Origin of the sequence: [Brevibacterium] flavum (assembly GCF_019317305.1) — a bacterium.
In the GTDB taxonomy this organism is placed as follows: domain Bacteria; phylum Actinomycetota; class Actinomycetes; order Mycobacteriales; family Mycobacteriaceae; genus Corynebacterium; species Corynebacterium glutamicum.
The window spans coordinates 501001-517586 of the sequence record NZ_CP079240.1; the positions used below are offsets into that span (position 1 = coordinate 501001).

16 protein-coding genes are annotated in these 16586 nt (G+C 54.7%); 12 read left to right on the forward strand and 4 right to left on the reverse strand.

Going from position 1 to position 16586, the window contains the following annotated elements; all coding sequences use genetic code 11:
* Positions 1–62: 62 nt before the first annotated feature.
* From KW808_RS02385 to KW808_RS02400, 4 genes are read left to right on the forward strand one after another with little or no spacing between them, the layout of a single operon-like run.
* Entirely contained in the window at positions 63–1466 is a 1404-nt protein-coding gene (locus KW808_RS02385) for an MFS transporter (RefSeq protein ID WP_003860425.1), read from the forward strand.
* A 23-nt stretch (positions 1467–1489) separates the two neighbouring features.
* On the forward strand, positions 1490–3346 hold the full coding sequence (gene qsuB, locus KW808_RS02390; RefSeq protein ID WP_003860427.1) for a dehydroshikimate dehydratase QsuB: 1857 nt from the start codon (positions 1490–1492) through the stop codon (positions 3344–3346).
* Positions 3347–3404: 58 nt separating this feature from the next.
* Positions 3405–3842, forward strand: a complete 438-nt coding sequence (gene aroQ, locus KW808_RS02395; protein ID WP_003860435.1) for a type II 3-dehydroquinate dehydratase — start codon at positions 3405–3407, stop codon at positions 3840–3842.
* 14 nt (positions 3843–3856) lie between these two features.
* On the forward strand, positions 3857–4708 hold the full coding sequence (locus KW808_RS02400; protein WP_003860437.1) for a quinate/shikimate dehydrogenase (NAD+): 852 nt from the start codon (positions 3857–3859) through the stop codon (positions 4706–4708).
* A 5-nt stretch (positions 4709–4713) separates the two neighbouring features.
* On the opposite strand, the gene KW808_RS02405 is transcribed toward KW808_RS02400, so the two are convergent.
* Positions 4714–4989, reverse strand: coding sequence for a ribosomal protein bL12 (locus KW808_RS02405; protein ID WP_003860439.1), 276 nt, complete (start codon positions 4987–4989; stop codon positions 4714–4716).
* Between the two features lie 461 nt (positions 4990–5450).
* Between KW808_RS02405 and KW808_RS02410 the strand changes: the two genes are divergently transcribed.
* From KW808_RS02410 to KW808_RS02420, 3 genes are read left to right on the forward strand one after another with little or no spacing between them, the layout of a single operon-like run.
* A complete protein-coding gene (locus KW808_RS02410) occupies positions 5451–6260 on the forward strand; it encodes a hypothetical protein (protein ID WP_034983451.1) in 810 nt (269 codons plus the stop codon).
* Between the two features lie 2 nt (positions 6261–6262).
* Entirely contained in the window at positions 6263–6478 is a 216-nt protein-coding gene (locus KW808_RS02415) for a hypothetical protein (RefSeq protein ID WP_499651905.1), read from the forward strand.
* On the forward strand, positions 6445–7443 hold the full coding sequence (locus KW808_RS02420) for an IS3 family transposase (RefSeq protein ID WP_499651907.1): 999 nt from the start codon (positions 6445–6447) through the stop codon (positions 7441–7443). The genes KW808_RS02415 and KW808_RS02420 overlap by 34 nt, the downstream gene beginning before the upstream one ends.
* A gap of 103 nt (positions 7444–7546) precedes the next feature.
* Here the strand turns inward: KW808_RS02420 and KW808_RS02425 are convergent, their stop codons facing one another.
* Genes KW808_RS02425 through KW808_RS02435 form a run of 3 tightly spaced genes read right to left on the reverse strand, consistent with a single transcriptional unit; the run spans position 7547 to position 11333 of the window.
* The gene (locus KW808_RS02425) at positions 7547–8599 is read right to left on the reverse strand and encodes an ABC transporter ATP-binding protein (RefSeq protein ID WP_040072512.1); all 1053 of its coding nucleotides are present in this window, start codon (positions 8597–8599) and stop codon (positions 7547–7549) included.
* Entirely contained in the window at positions 8600–10246 is a 1647-nt protein-coding gene (locus tag KW808_RS02430; protein WP_003860444.1) for an ABC transporter permease, read from the reverse strand.
* 7 nt (positions 10247–10253) lie between these two features.
* Positions 10254–11333, reverse strand: coding sequence for an ABC transporter substrate-binding protein (locus KW808_RS02435; RefSeq protein ID WP_003860446.1), 1080 nt, complete (start codon positions 11331–11333; stop codon positions 10254–10256).
* Between the two features lie 672 nt (positions 11334–12005).
* On the opposite strand from KW808_RS02435, the gene KW808_RS02440 reads away from it, so the two are divergent.
* The 5 genes from KW808_RS02440 (at position 12006) to KW808_RS02460 (ending at position 16521) form a co-directional block, all read left to right on the forward strand.
* Entirely contained in the window at positions 12006–13802 is a 1797-nt protein-coding gene (locus tag KW808_RS02440; RefSeq protein WP_499652527.1) for a bifunctional uroporphyrinogen-III C-methyltransferase/uroporphyrinogen-III synthase, read from the forward strand.
* Positions 13803–13827: 25 nt separating this feature from the next.
* Positions 13828–14247 (forward strand): DUF3806 domain-containing protein, encoded by a 420-nt coding sequence (locus KW808_RS02445; protein ID WP_011265559.1) that lies wholly within the window; start codon positions 13828–13830, stop codon positions 14245–14247.
* An 87-nt stretch (positions 14248–14334) separates the two neighbouring features.
* Complete coding sequence (hemB, locus tag KW808_RS02450; protein WP_003860452.1) at positions 14335–15354, forward strand: porphobilinogen synthase; 1020 nt, start codon at positions 14335–14337, stop codon at positions 15352–15354.
* A 29-nt stretch (positions 15355–15383) separates the two neighbouring features.
* On the forward strand, positions 15384–15968 hold the full coding sequence (locus tag KW808_RS02455) for a hypothetical protein (RefSeq protein WP_003860456.1): 585 nt from the start codon (positions 15384–15386) through the stop codon (positions 15966–15968).
* Positions 15969–16008: 40 nt separating this feature from the next.
* Entirely contained in the window at positions 16009–16521 is a 513-nt protein-coding gene (locus tag KW808_RS02460) for a hypothetical protein (protein WP_003855576.1), read from the forward strand.
* Positions 16522–16586 lie beyond the last annotated feature (65 nt).

A 16586-nucleotide genomic window follows, 5' to 3' on the forward strand; every position in this document is an offset into this window, starting at 1 on the left:
TAACTGGCAACAGGACTGCAGACAGAAACTGTTGCTGGAACCTTCGATGAACAGGATCGACAATGAGCGAACAACTTCAGGGTGTAACTCACTCCGAAACAACTCCGGGCAAGACGCCCAAGCGAGCAGCACTATCCAGCTGGATCGGCTCAGCTCTCGAATACTACGACTTCGCTGTTTACGGAACCGCTGCAGCGCTGGTTCTTAACCACCTCTTCTTCCCAGCTGATACTTCACCAGGCATCGCAATTTTGGCTGCGATGGGTACCGTGGGCGTTGCTTATGTGGTTCGCCCTCTTGGTGCGCTGATCATGGGTCCATTAGGTGACCGTTACGGACGTAAATTTGTCCTCATGCTGTGCCTCTTCCTGATTGGAGCATCCACCTTTGCAGTTGGCTGCTTGCCAACATTTGATCAGGTCGGTTACTTGGCTCCGGCACTTTTGGTGCTGTGCCGTGTGATCCAGGGACTGTCTGCATCCGGTGAGCAGTCCAGTGCGATTTCCGTTTCTTTGGAGCACGCCGATGAGCGTCACCGCGCATTTACTGCTAGCTGGACTCTTCACGGAACCCAGTTCGGTACCTTGCTGGCAACCGGAGTGTTTATCCCATTCACCTTGTTCCTGAGCGAAGATGCTTTGATGTCATGGGGTTGGCGCGTTCCGTTCTGGCTGTCCGCTGCTGTTGTTTTGGTTGCCTTCCTCATCCGTCGTGGACTGGAAGAGCCACCAGCATTCCGTGAAAACAAGGAAGCAGTTGCAGGCGCAGCATCTCCACTGGCTAAGACCTTGCGTTACCACAAGGCGGCGGTTGCTCGCGTTGCTATTGCTGCGATGATCAACTCCGTGAACATTGTGTTTACTGTGTGGGCACTGTCGTTCGCCACCAACATTGTTGGCCTGGATCGTTCAACTGTTTTGCTGGTTCCAGTTGTTGCGAACTTGGTTGCACTGATTGCGATTCCTTTGTCCGGCATGCTGGCTGACCGCATTGGTCGCCGACCAGTGTTCATCATGGGTGCCATTGGTGGTGGCCTGGCCATGAACGGTTACCTGGGAGCTATCTACTCCGGCAATTGGACCATGATCTTCTTCATGGGCGTGTTGATGTCTGGTCTGCTGTACTCCATGGGTAATGCCGTGTGGCCAGCGTTCTACGCAGAAATGTTCCCAACCTCTGTGCGTGTCACCGGCTTGGCTCTTGGAACTCAGATTGGTTTCGCAGTCTCTGGTGGTTTCGTCCCAGTTATCGCATCCGCGCTTGCTGGTGATCAGGGTGACCAGTGGATGAAGGTGTCCATCTTCGTTGGTGTTGTTTGTGTGATTTCTGCACTGGTTGCCATGACCGCTAAGGAAACCAAGGCTCTGACTCTGGATGAGATCGATGCTCTGCATACTGCTCGTGGTGAGGCCGCAGACCTGGCAGCCGCAAGCAAAGCCTCCGAGGCCCAACTCGCGGCTCAGTAAAACCAAAAGGACTCTTTGACCACATGCGTACATCCATTGCCACTGTTTGTTTGTCCGGAACTCTTGCTGAAAAGCTGCGCGCAGCTGCAGATGCTGGATTTGATGGTGTGGAAATTTTCGAGCAGGACTTGGTGGTTTCCCCGCATTCAGCAGAGCAGATTCGTCAGCGGGCTCAGGATTTGGGATTAACCCTGGATCTGTTCCAGCCGTTTCGAGATTTTGAAGGTGTGGAAGAAGAGCAGTTTCTGAAGAATCTGCACCGCTTGGAAGAGAAGTTCAAGCTGATGAACAGGCTTGGCATTGAGATGATCTTGTTGTGTTCCAATGTGGGCACCGCGACCATCAATGATGATGACCTTTTCGCGGAGCAGTTGCATCGTGCAGCCGATTTGGCTGAGAAGTACAACGTCAAGATTGCTTATGAAGCGTTGGCGTGGGGCAAGTTTGTCAATGATTTTGAGCATGCGCATGCACTTGTGGAGAAGGTGAATCACAAGGCGCTGGGAACCTGCTTGGATACGTTCCATATTCTTTCCCGTGGTTGGGAAACCGACGAGGTGGAGAACATCCCTGCGGAGAAGATCTTCTTTGTTCAGTTGGCGGATGCACCGAAGCTGAGCATGGACATTTTGTCCTGGTCGCGTCACCACCGTGTTTTCCCTGGTGAAGGCGATTTCGATCTGGTGAAATTCATGGTTCATCTGGCCAAGACGGGTTATGATGGCCCGATTTCTTTGGAGATTTTCAATGATTCTTTCCGCAAGGCTGAGGTTGGCCGCACCGCGATTGATGGATTGCGTTCTTTGCGTTGGTTAGAAGATCAGACTTGGCATGCGCTAAGTGCTGAGGATCGTCCAAGCGCACTAGAGCTGCGTGCACTTCCTGAGGTCGCGGAACCTGAAGGCGTTGATTTCATTGAGATCGCCACGGGTCGTTTGGGTGAGACCATTCGGGTTCTTCATCAATTGGGTTTCCGCTTGGGTGGTCATCACTGCAGTAAGCAGGATTACCAGGTATGGACCCAGGGCGATGTGCGCATTGTGGTGTGTGACCGTGGGGCTACTGGGGCTCCAACCACGATCTCTGCGATGGGCTTTGACACCCCCGATCCAGAAGCTGCTCATGCCCGTGCGGAATTGCTGCGGGCTCAGACAATTGATCGTCCCCACATCGAGGGCGAAGTTGACCTAAAAGGTGTGTACGCACCGGATGGGGTGGAGCTGTTTTTCGCGGGGCCGAGCCCCGATGGAATGCCCGAGTGGCTGCCGGAATTCGGCGTCGAAAAGCAAGAAGCTGGTCTTATTGAAGCCATCGACCACGTCAATTTCGCCCAGCCGTGGCAACATTTTGATGAGGCAGTGCTGTTTTACACCGCGCTGATGGCGTTGGAGACTGTGCGTGAGGATGAGTTCCCGAGCCCAATTGGTTTGGTGCGCAATCAGGTGATGCGTTCGCCGAATGATGCGGTGCGGTTGCTGCTCAGCGTGGCGCCGGAGGACGGTGAGCAGGGAGATTTCCTCAACGCAGCCTACCCGGAGCACATTGCGTTGGCCACGGCGGACATCGTGGCGGTGGCTGAACGTGCGCGCAAACGGGGCCTGGATTTCTTGCCCGTCCCAGAGAATTACTACGACGATGTGCAGGCGCGTTTTGATTTGCCACAGGAATTCTTGGACACACTCAAGGAAAACCACCTGCTTTACGACCGCGACGAGAACGGCGAATTCCTCCACTTTTACACCCGCACGTTGGGCACGCTGTTCTTCGAAGTGGTGGAACGCCGCGGCGGTTTTGCAGGTTGGGGCGAAACAAACGCTCCGGTGCGGTTGGCGGCGCAGTATCGTGAGGTGCGGGACCTCGAGCGGGGAATCCCAAACTAGCATCCCAAACTAGCATCCCGAACTAGATCCCCAACAACAATTAGAAAAGGAACCTAAAATGCCTGGAAAAATTCTCCTCCTCAACGGCCCAAACCTGAACATGCTGGGCAAACGCGAGCCTGACATTTACGGACACGACACCTTGGAAGACGTCGTCGCGCTGGCAACCGCTGAGGCTGCGAAGCACGGCCTTGAGGTTGAGGCGCTGCAGAGCAATCACGAAGGTGAGCTAATCGATGCGCTGCACAACGCTCGCGGCACCCACATCGGTTGCGTGATTAACCCCGGCGGCCTGACTCACACTTCGGTGGCGCTTTTGGATGCTGTGAAGGCGTCTGAGCTTCCTACCGTTGAGGTGCACATTTCCAATCCGCATGCCCGTGAAGAGTTCCGCCACCATTCTTACATTTCCCTCGCCGCGGTCTCCGTTATCGCTGGCGCTGGCATCCAGGGTTACCGTTTCGCGGTCGATATCCTGGCAAATCTCAAAAAGTAGAAAGCCCAAAAAATATGAACGACAGTATTCTCCTCGGCCTAATCGGCCAGGGCCTCGACCTATCGCGCACCCCCGCAATGCACGAGGCGGAAGGCCTCGCGCAGGGACGTGCGACCGTGTACAGGCGCATCGACACGCTTGGGTCGCGTGCTTCCGGGCAAGATTTAAAGACGCTTCTCGACGCCGCCCTCTACCTTGGCTTCAACGGCCTGAACATCACTCACCCGTACAAACAAGCAGTATTACCCCTGCTTGACGAAGTCTCCGAACAAGCCACCCAACTCGGCGCAGTGAATACTGTCGTTATCGACGCCAACGGCCACACCACCGGCCACAACACCGACGTCTCCGGATTTGGCCGCGGAATGGAAGAAGGCCTCCCCAACGCCAAGCTCGATTCCGTCGTGCAGGTCGGCGCCGGCGGCGTAGGAAACGCAGTGGCATACGCCCTGGTCACCCACGGTGTCCAGAAACTTCAGGTCGCTGACCTCGACACTTCCCGCGCGCAGGCACTGGCAGATGTCATCAACAACGCAGTCGGCCGTGAAGCCGTCGTGGGAGTAGACGCCCGCGGCATCGAAGACGTCATCGCCGCCGCCGACGGAGTAGTCAACGCAACCCCCATGGGAATGCCAGCACACCCCGGCACCGCCTTTGATGTCAGCTGCCTCACCAAGGATCACTGGGTTGGCGACGTCGTGTACATGCCCATCGAAACTGAACTTCTCAAAGCCGCCCGTGCCCTCGGCTGCGAAACCCTCGACGGAACCCGCATGGCAATCCACCAAGCCGTCGATGCCTTCCGCCTGTTCACCGGCCTCGAACCCGACGTCTCCCGCATGCGGGAAACTTTCCTATCCCTCTAAAAGAGTCAGTAAAACCTCGACGCTTCGACCGTTTCCTTCGCTTCCTTCAACCCTGCCCCGGTAAGTTCGCGGTGACGTTTGATCGCCGCGATCTTCTTACCTTGCTGTAGGAGCGCCACCACCTCAGGATGCAACCCCGACTGTGGCCTCTGCAACGAAAGCGGAATCGAAGAATCACCCCCTAGCTGAGCAATGATCCGATCTTGCTCAGCTAGTCTGCGTTCAAGAGCAGCAACACGAGCTTCCAAAGCACTGAGATTTACGTCTTTTCTGCCAAACATACCCCCACAATAGGTGAGTGCTTAGTTTCGGGGGTGTCCCATGTTCAACTTCGCGTCATACGACTTCAGTAGGAAATCCGGTGATCGCCTAATGAAGTCTGCACATGAGAAGTCGCCCTTTAAGGTGATCAAATGCCTCTTTGGCTCACTAGCAGTCGAAAACCAAACCAGGTGATCGAGATTCCCTGAAGAAAAAGTTTTCGGTCACCTAGTTTGGTCTGCCTAGATTCACAGTAAAGAACCCGGAAAACATGCCCTCTCAGAATCGCGTCTAAGCCCCTAAAACGCCTCGCCCCATACTTAGACCCATCCGCGAAATTGGACCCCTTAAAATTAGGCGTCAGTATTAGGCCAAGGAGCACTTTTCTTGGGGAGCTTTTGGTCTCAAACTGCAGTTTCGTCGCCTCGAACTCTCAGTGTCAGGTCAGTGGTGAACCACCATCCTTAGCAAGGAGTTCATCATGTCCATCCCCTTCTCAGTCCTTCAGGACTACCTGGATCTGATCAGTCCCGAAGCCTTACCCCAGATCCCACAGCCCCCGGCCCCTGCCCCCACAGCACCCCAGCTACCACCGGCGCCGGACCCACACAGCATCGAGTGGCCGATCTTCCCACCAGATCGAATCTCCGCCAACGGGCGACGCTACTACGAGCCACAAACACGACTCGAGTTCATGCGGATCTACACCACCCTGCCGCACGGCTACCGCCAGCCCTTCCTCACAGCCAACAACATCGGCCACTGCACCGTTCGAACCTGGCTAGCAGCAATAAGCACCTTCAGCCGGCTTCCCCATGCTTTTGATGATGCCCACCGCTTCGGGATCGAACGCACCACCCCAGTCGACGATGTCACCACACTAACGGCTGATGACAAACGTGACCTGGTCATAGGATACTTAGCTCAACCACACGGTCAGGGCCAGCAATTCCTCACGTTTTACCAACTCCGTAAGCACACCATCATGGCCTGGTGCGCCGCTATGACCGACGGGGACTTAGACGCTGATATCTCACCCCGCAAGATCGGGTTGATGACCACCCGAACCGTGGTCGAAATCGTTCGACTACGCCACATGATTGCCCAACAACTAGAAAGAGCCACGATCATGGAAAACGAGTACCTCAAAGAAATCGCAGCGCTGAAGAAAGAACTCGCGCACTACAAGCAAAAAGACCATCAGAATCAAATGGTGATCGATATCTTGGGAAAAGCTATTGGGACCAGGCCCAATCCTGGCGAGGGCTTAGACGAGGAGGACGCCACCTAAACGTGGATGAGCAACGCGCCTTTGATCAAGGACTCAAGGAAGAAAACACCTTGATCACAGATCTCACCACCTGTGCCAGGCTGAGCCATAACAAGGCATTACGGCTGATCAAGCTGTCGAAATCAACGGCGTATTACCGCAACAAGCGCGTCCCTGTCCTGCACCGAAACCTGTCCTGCAGGCCGTGCCAGCACCAACAGCACCTGGTGTGGAACTAGCAGCACCTGGTGTGGAACCCACACCAGAGCCTTGGCAGGGGAAGGAGCCAGCAGTGTCGTCGGTGCGTCAAGCGTTGGCAGAACACGAACGCCAGTTCATTGTTGATGCGATCACCGCGTACCCACAACTGAGCGTTAGTGGGGTGTTTAACATGTTGTTTAACAAAGGCATCTACCGCGCATCACTACGTACATGGTGGCGTGTTGCCAAGCAGCACAAGTTGTTACACAAAGACCGAGTCAGTGCCCTGTCCCCGGTGAAACGATCACCAACGCCACGGGTTAAGCCGAGGTTGGAAGCAACACAGCCTGGTCAGGTGGTGTGTTGGGATGTGACGTTCTTGCCGTCGCTGGTACGTGGTAAGACCTATGCGTTGCATCTGGCGATTGATTTGTTTTCCCGCAAGATTGTTGGGGCGAAGGTCGCGCCGACGGAAAATACCTCCACCGCGGTGGAGTTGTTAACGCAGGTGTTAGCGGATAATCCGGGTGTGGTGACGGTGCATTCGGATAATGGGTCGGCGATGACATCGACGAGGGTGCGGCGGTTGTTAGCGGATCATGGTGTGGCGTTGTCGTTGATTCGGCCGCGGGTGAGTGATGATAATGCGTTTGTGGAGTCGGTGTTTCATACGTTGAAGTATCGGCCGTTTTATCCGAAGGTGTTTGCATCGATGGATCAGGCCCGGGTGTGGGTGGAGGAGTTTGTGGTGTATTACAACACGGTTCATCCGCATTCTGGTGTGGCTGGGCATACTCCACAGTCGGTGTTTGATGGTAGTTGGAGGGCGGTGCATCGGTTGCGTGTGCAGGCGTTGGATGCCCATTACCGGCAGTTCCCGCAGCGGTATGTGGGACAGCCGGTGGTTCAGGAAGTTGCTGGTGTGGTGCGTCTTAATGGTGCGCGTGATGATGGGTCTGTACAGGAGAGGGTTGGTGGTGTAGCGTCGCTGTTAAGTGCTTGAGTTAGCACGTGTTCTTATCGCCCCCCTGGTTCACAAACCCCTGGCAGCGAGCGCGAAATGTGCAAATGAGACCAAGGGACCACATCGCCGCCGCCGTTTTGGTTTAATCCGCGCGGTAGACCATCGGGTTGTCGATGCTGAGCCCGATGGTTTCGCTGATTTCGGGGACGGAGCAGGTGATGGACATTCGGAAACTGTGTCCGCTCTGGGTTTTCGCGGTCACGGAATAGGACGTGACCTGGAACAGCACCGAGGTGATCTCCGCGAAAATGTAATCGGGGTGGTGAGCGGGGCCGATGCCAACGGAGTGGGGTGGGATTGCGATGTCGACGAGGTCGCCGTCGAAAATGTCATCAATCGCCTGTACTGCGTCTAGATCCCAAGAAGTATCGAGATCAGGACACATCACTCTGCCATTTCGAACAATTCCATTCAGGACGGTGGCGTCGACGATGAATCGGGCAACATCGGCAGTAGCGGGGGCGGAAAGGAGCTCAGTAGGGGTGGCTACCTGTTGGATTCGACCGTTGCCGAGTACGACGATGCGGTCAGCGATGGAGATCGCTTCGGCGCGGTCATGCGTCACGTGCACAGTAGTGAGGCCTTCGCGCCGGGTCAAAGATACGAGTTCGCGTCGTAAAGCGTCTCGCAGCGGTTCGTCGAGGGCGGAGAGGGCCTCGTCGAGAAGCAGCACGGTGGGGTCGGCGATGATGGCGCGCGCAAGCGCCACCCGCTGACGTTGACCACCGGACAGGCTGGCCGGTTTGCGGCTGCCGAACCCCTCAAGCCCCACCAGCGCGAGCGTGCGCTCCACGCGTTTGCTTATCGACGCCCCCTTCTCACCATTTCGCGCCAGCGGGTATCCCACATTCTTGGCGACCGACATATGCGGCCACACCGCATGCTGCTGAAACACCATGCCCATGCGACGGCGCTCCGGCGGGACATGCGTCATGTCTTCGCCGCCGATGAGCACACTGCCGGAACTTGGCTCCACAAACCCCGCGATGGTGCGCAACATGGTGGTTTTACCGGACCCCGACGGCCCGATGAGCACCACAAATTCTTCCGGCTCAATTTTCAAATTGATATCTTGCAGCCCGAAGGTTCCGTCGCGGAAGCTCACGCTTAAATCGCGCAATTTGATCGATGACACCTAAAACTCCTTCTGGCTGCGCACCGTCAACGCGAGCGCCACGATACCGATAATCGCAAACATCAACGACAACGCCGATGCCTGATTGTAATTTCCCGCCTGCTGCAAATTGAACACCTGCACACCCAGGGTGGTGGTGCCCGGCGCGATGAGCAAAATGGACACAGTTAACTCTCGAACCGCAGTTACCGCAACCAGCACTGCGCCGGCGAAAGCTGCGGGAATTGCCATCGCTCCAGTGGTGTCCATGATGGATCGTAATCTGCCTGCGCCGCTGATTCGTGCGGCTTCTTCGATTGCTTCGGGTGCTTGACTGAGTGGTCCGCGTACAGCTTGGACAACCAGCGCGGTAAAAGCACACACGTAAGCACCCAAAATCACCCAAGGTGTGTTGTAAATTCCGGTGTATCTGCCCAAAATGAGCCAGCCGACGCCGATGATCATGCCCGGCAGTGCGGTGGGAAGCAGCACAGTGAGTGTCAACGGTACGTTGGCGAAATGCTGGGTTCGGGTGATGAGCACTCCGATCAGCCATCCCAGCACCCCACAGATTAGGGCTGCACCCAGGGATAACATGAGGGAGTTGCTGAATCCTTCGATTACTCGTGGATTGCTCAGTGCTGCTTCAAAGTTGTTGAGCGTGATGTTGTCTAGGTTGAACGGCACTCCTGGGGCAGGCAGTAATGCCCTGTATGCCAGACCCAGCAGCGGGGCGGCGGTGATGATCAACGCGATGATCCCCGTGATCACGCTGACTGGGATTCGTGATTTGTTGAGAGTAAAGCGATGCGGTGTTCCTGCGTCTTGCAACTTTGATGCCGCGTACAAAGACACCAGATAATCCGCGGTTACTGCTGCGATTCCCAGGAACAACAACACGACGCCAATGGTGGATACCACCTGCAATGGATTGCTCACGGTGCCGGATTCCATGAAGCGATAAATCATGGTGGCTAAGGTTTCAAAACGCGCTGGCGATCCCAACAGAGCTGGAATGCCAAAGTCGGCGAGGTTCGCCACTGCGGTGAGCGTGAATGCGGATAACAATGCAGGTTTGAGCAGTGGGAGTGTGATGGTGCGCAACACCGTAAAAGTATCCGCACCCGCGATCCGTGCAGCTTGCTCCAAATCACTAGGAAGTTGCCTCAGAGCTGCCGAAACAATGATGTACACAGTGGGATAGGAGTGCACAATCAACAAAAATGTCACACCATCAGCGCCGTAAATATCCCACACTTCCGTGCCGAAAAACCGGTTGATGCCCTGGTTCTTCCCGAACAGCTGCAACCACGCAATAGCCCCAATAAACGGAGGGATCAACAGCGGGGATAACAAAAATAACCGCAACGCGGTGCGCCCGAAAACATCAGTTCGGTCCAGCGTGAGAGCCATGATCGTGCCGATAATGGTCGCGCCCACCGCAGAAAGCACGGTTGTATAGGCGGAATTCCATAGGGCTTTGCCCAATCCGGAATCCCACAGAGCAGGAAACTGATTGCCTCCCAGCGCCAAGCCCACCACCAGCGCCAACGGAGTGATAAACAACCCCGCGACAATCAGCCACACACCCAGACGCATGAAAGACAAAGACGTCAACGCAGAGATGTGAAAGCGCTGCGTCGACGTATTTGAAGGAGATAACTGCATAGGAAAACTAGTTCATTGCGTTTTGGAAGAACTCAACAGCAGCCGCCTTATCAGCGGTTACAACCTCCAGGTCAGGGGTCATGAGCTCGATGTCAGCCAACTCGGGGGTGCCCTCTGGAGTTCCGACATCTTCACGCACTGGCAGGTATGCCTGCTCAACTGCGATTTCCTGGCCTTCAACAGACAGCAGGAAGTTGATGTAGCGCTCGGCTGCTTCCTTCTTTTCAGAATCAGCGAACACACCTGCAGGCTCAGTGATGTAAGGAGAACCCTCCGATGCGTAGATGGTGTCGATTGGAGATCCAGCAGCAGCCAAGTCGCGCACCAAGTAGTCCACCACGATGCCCACTGGGTGGCCACCGCCAGCGATCTCCTGGGAGGTTGGGCCGTTGGACTGAGCGATCATTGGTTGGTTTTCACCCAAGGCGGTGATCCAGGCTTCGCCAAGCGCAGGGTCGTTCTTCCACACAGAAGCATTGAACGCTGCAGCACCAGACACAGCAGGATCCGGCATAACTAGTTGGCCTGCATACTTAGGATCAGTCAGATCAGCCCAAGACGTAGGAAGCTCCGCCTGATCAACAACTTCAGTGTTGTACGCAATCACGGTTGGGATGATGCGGGTGCCTACATAAAAGTTCTCAGCATCCAGAGCCTCTTCAATGATGTCGGAAGTATCAACATCTTCCAGCTCTGCAAGGTCGCCCTGTGCTGTATAAGTTTCAAAGGTTGCAGCATCCGCAGCCCACAACACATCAGCCTCGATAGAACCGGATGCCTTTTCAGCTTCAATGCGAGCAGTCAGATCGCCAGTACCAGCGCGGTACACCACAACCTCAATATCTGGGTTGGCTTCCATGAACGCCTTGTTGATCTCATCGACCTTTTCCTCAGGCTCAGAGGTGTAGACGGTGATGGTTACTTTTTCACCGGCTGCATCGGATGCGTTAGCGGAAGAGCTTGCAGTGGTGGTCTCTGCGGTGGAAACGTCCTCAGAAGGTTCAGAGCAAGCCACGAGGAGAGCAGCGGAAGCGCCGAGTGCAAAAACAGTAACGGCAGTGCGCTTCAAAGGGTGCTTCGAAGACATGAAAATAAGGCCCTTCTTGAAATTTTAAGGAGTGTTTGGGGGAGGAAATAACATCTTTACATGAGTGGGGACATTTCGCAGGACTTATGGAAAGTCTGCACCTTTGGAGATTTTTCATTTAGGCCGTGTGGGGGAGACCTACAAGCAACTGCAATGTGCAGTGAACTGCCCAACAAAGGGGTGAGTTATGTGGGTAAGGAAAAGAACGATTTGTGCCGTCGGTGGAACGTCGAGAAGTGTTCTTGCTGAATCTTCCTGAACAGCTTGTATGGTGCATGAAAGGTGTGACCCAAGGTGTTAAAAGGGGACCTAATTAATGGTCGAAAAATGCCGTTTGGTAAAAGCAAGAAATGGAGCGGTTTTTCAAAACGGGTATGACTCAATTATCGTGTATATACCACACGGTAAACACCTGTTGAGAGGGTGGTCGGTTTTTACGCCACCAATGTTTGAACTGGCCGTTTTCTTTTAAAAGCGTGCTTGGTTTGAATGCCCTCGTAAATTTAGGTGCAAATATTGTGCGCCGACCAGTTATGTCCTCATCCGACGGCGGTCAGTGTGCTTCATTAAATTTCGTGGACAATCCCGGATCGAAAATTTGATTCGGCTTTTTTCATGGCTGTTGATGGAGTACGTTGGTCGTTTTCGAGACAAGTACTAGAAAAGATATTGATGACTATCGCCCATAAGCCCGAGATGGCTGAAACTACCGGGATCGAGACCAACCAGGTTTCCGAAACCATCGGGGTTGAATCGCTCACGCACGGAAACTTACGTCCTGTTTCATCTTTTGAGGGACAGCATGGGGGACAAACGGAAGAGTTACTTCCAGGCAAAGTCATTTTTGTTGGGGCCGGGCCCGGTAACCCTGATCTTCTTACAGTTCGTGCCCGTGAAGTTCTGGGCAACGCGGTTCGTGCGATTACTGATGAACAAGTACTAAGCGGCGTTCGAGCTTTTGTCGCCACTGAAATTCCTGTGCCGGAAGATAAGCTTCAGGCTGCGGAAGATGAGTACGAGCGCATCTGCATTGAAGCGAAGGAGAACGGTGCACGCCGTAAGCCTCCTCGTCCAGCACCACCAACCGCTGCAGAGATCACGGAAGTTTCTGAGGCGACTCCAGCTCAGATTGTTGAGCTTGTGCAGGATGCTCTTTCTTATGGTGGAGATGTTATTCGTCTTGTCACCGGCAACCCATTGAGCAGCGATGCCACACTGGCTGAGATCTCTGCAGTTTCCGAGGCTAGCCTGGAGTTCCAGGTGGTTCCAGGTATGTCTTTGCCTGCAACGGTTCCTGCATTTGCGGGAATCGCGTTGGGCTCGACCTACACCGAAACTGATGTTAACGGTCAGGATTTGGACTGGGATCAGTTGGCTAGCGCACCTCAGCCTTTGGTGCTGCAGGCCCGCGTGGATGACCTTTCCCGTATTGCACAGGAACTAAAGGCCCGCAATATGTCTTTGGAAACTCCTGTTTCTGTCACCGCTAACGGCACCACCCGTTTGCAGCGCACCTATGACACCACCCTCGGTTTGTTGCACAAGCTTGATGCTGAACTGAGCGGACCTTTGGTTGTTACCTTGGGCAAGGGCGTGGATGATCGCTCCAAGTACTCATGGTGGGAAAACCGCGCTCTGTACGGTTGGCGTGTGCTGGTGCCTCGCCCTCGGGAGCAAGCGGCATCCATGTCCGCACGTCTGAGCAGCCACGGCGCTATCCCGCAGGAAGTCCCCACGATTTCGGTCGAGCCACCGCGCAACCCAGCGCAAATGGAACGCGCCATCAAGGGCATCGTCGAAGGACGCTACCAGTGGGTTGTCCTCACCAGCGTCAACGCAGTGAAGGCAGTCTGGGAGAAAATCACCGAATTCGGCCTCGATTCACGTTCCTTCGCGGGCGTCCGCATCGCCGCAGTCGGTGAAAAAACCGCCGCTGAGATCCGCTCGCTCGGCATCACGCCGGAGCTTCTGCCTGCACGTACCAGGCAAAATGCGCAAGGGCTTGTCGACGTGTTCCCCGAATATTTCGAAGAACTCGATCCAGTCGGCCGTGTCCTCTTGCCGCGCGCAGATATCGCAACCGACGTGCTTGTCGACGGCCTGACCCACCTTGGTTGGGAAGTCGAAGACGTGGTGGCTTACCGCACCGTCCGCGCAGCACCACCAAGCGCTGACATCCGCGACATGATTAAAACTGGTGGATTCGATGCCGTGGCCTTCACCTCTTCATCGACCGTGAAGAACCTCGTTGGTATTGCAGGTAAACCACACCCACGCACCATCGTCGCGTGCATCGGACCCATGACTGCAGCGACCGCTGAAGAACTGGGACTGCGTGTTGATGTCATGCCAGAGATCGCCGAAGTACCAGAACTGATCGACGCTCTTGCGGAACACGTGGCGGATCTGCGCGCTAAGGGCGAGCTGCCGCCGCCGAGGAAGAAACGCAGGCGTCGAAAAGCGTCTTAAAAGGTTTTTCACTAGGGTGTTGTCCATGGACATCCAGCAGCTAGACGCCGAAACAACAGCATGGAAAGACAGCCTCCTGCGCGCCGCACAGGAGGCTGGTTTTCATTTTGAGCCACCGAAACTTTTCGAGGATTTTGAGACCATGGTGGAGCAGTACAAGCAGGCAGCTGCGAGCGACCCGGACATTGATGTCACTGATATTCAGCAAATGTGGGGCATCGTGGTGGGGGAGTACCTGCGCGAAAAAATGGGCATGGAATGGGTCGTCATCACCGATGACTACGGCACTGACCTCGCGATTCTAGCCACGGCACCCAACGGGGACCACGTATATTCCTGCCCCATCATCGTGGTGGGCAAGCGCTTCTCACCCGACTATGAACCTGGTCAGCTGGAGTTTTTCTGCAACCAATTCATGGTGACGTCGCTCGCCCAACTGCAGTGAAAATAGTAGCGGACGTGGTCGTGTCCACCGCTGACTCTATGATTGGACAAGGACCTAGAAATTTCAAGAGAGCAAAGGTTACAAGCAATGAGCACTTCTTCTGATTACTCCCACGCACTAATTCGTCGTCCGCGCCGACTTCGCGCTAACCCTGCGATGCGGGAACTAGTCGCGGAAACCGCATTGCGCCCGGCGGATCTTATTTTGCCCATGTTCTTTGCGGATGGAATCACCGAGGCACGTGAGATCTCCTCCATGCCTGGCGTTTATCAGCACACGGAAGATTCACTGCTGCGTGCCGCCCATGAGGCTTTAGATGCGGGTGTTCGTTGCGTTGATCTGTTCGGTGTTCCAGTGGATGCGGACAAGGACTTCAATGGTTCCCAGGCATGGTCTGAAACCGGTGTGTTGAACCGTGCCCTTGCATCTTTGCGCAAGGAATTCGGCGATGACCTGCTGATTATGGCCGATACTTGCCTTGATGAGTTCACGGATCATGGTCACTGCGGCGTCGTTACCGAGGACCGTCATGGAAATGCAATCGTGGACAACGATGCCACGTTGCCGCTGTACCAGCAGATGGCTGTTGCTCAGGCTCGTGCCGGTGCACATATTGTGAGCCCTTCCGGAATGATGGACGGCCAGATCGCTGCTATTCGTGCAGCGTTGGATGAGGAAGGCTACCAGGACGTCGCCATCATGGCTTACTCCGCTAAGTATGCATCAGCATTCTTCGGACCTTTCCGCGAAGCAGTGGGATCTTCCCTCCAAGGCGATCGACGTACCTACCAGCAAGATCCTGCGAACCTGCGTGAGTCTCTCCTTGAGGCAGAGCTAGATATCGCAGAAGGAGCGGACTTCATTATGGTCAAGCCTGCACTGCCATACCTTGATGTGCTGACCCGCATCGCTGATACCTCACCTGTCCCAGTGGCTGCCTACCAAGTTTCTGGTGAGTACGCGATGATCCAAGCAGCAGGCCGCAACGGTTGGGTTGACCTTGATGCAGTGATGATGGAATCTTTGACCTCCATCAAGCGTGCCGGTGCAAACCAAATCCTCACGTACTTTGCCGTTGACGCTGCCCGCGCACTGCGAAACGCTTAACAAGAACTAACTGATTAGTAGGACTCCCCATGAGCATGCTTCCCAATCTCACACCGAAGAAATCTGCCCCGCCTTCATCTTCAGCTTCTGCGAAAAATGCTGGAGAAAAGAAGGAAGACACCGTCAAGCTCCTGATTCAGATGTGGGCTGTGATGATCGGTTTGGAGCTGCTGCACCAGATCTTAAACGTGGTGATGAGTTTTACGGACCCGACTGCGCTGCGGACTGTTGCCAAAGAACAAGCAGCAGCACAGGGGCTTTCCGATGGCATTGTTAACGCCACAGTCATCGCAGCAATCTTGGTCATGGGATTCTTCAACCTCATTGTGATTGCCATTTTGTCCTGGATGGTGGTGATGGTGAAAAACCGTTCCAAACGCCTACCGACGGCATTCTTGCTGCTTACCATCTTCAGTTTCTTCTTTATCCTAAGAGTCTTGATGCTGTTTTTCGCCTCACCTGGTGGGACTGATGTTCCAATGGCACTATTTGCTATCGACGGTTGTGTACAAATCCTCGTCGGAGTGAGCGCCGGTGTGGCATATGCGCTCTCGCGCACTGAGCAGCCTGTCAAAATGCTCACCGACTACGCACCAGAAGACGCTAAACGGTAAGTACTGAAGAATTTTTAAAGACGACGGAGATTTCACCACAATGCCAAGCATGTTCCCATCACCCGCAACTGGCGGAGATGACATCAACCGACGCCCCCTGAATGAACCAAACGCAGATGCAACCACCATCCCCACTGCACTAAAAGTGGTGTTCTGGATGCTGTTTGCCACTGCAGCGTTCATGATTTTTACAGGCCTGGTGATGTACACCGCCGGATACACGGGACCTGATGATGTGGATGAGAGCTACAAAGCCGTTGTGGTGAACAACCAGGAGTTCATCGGCGGCATCAATGCCTTTGCTGGCATCGTGATTGCTGCACTTACTTCACAACTGCCAAAGGGCGGCAAGAATCCGCGCCGTCTTTTGTTGGCCATCATGTTGTTGGTATTGCTGACAGATCTGTTGTCTTTTGCCACCCGCGCTGGAGGCTTCGCACTCGCAATCATCGCAGTCTTGTTGGCTTTGGAAGCACTCTTGATGTTCCGCCCAGCAGTCAATGATCACATCGACCGAAATCATATGGCTCGTGTAATGAATCGCGAGAAGTAGAACGGTTCGACCGTACTTTTTCGCTACCGTGAGTCTTACCGTGAGCCTTATACTGTGAGGACATT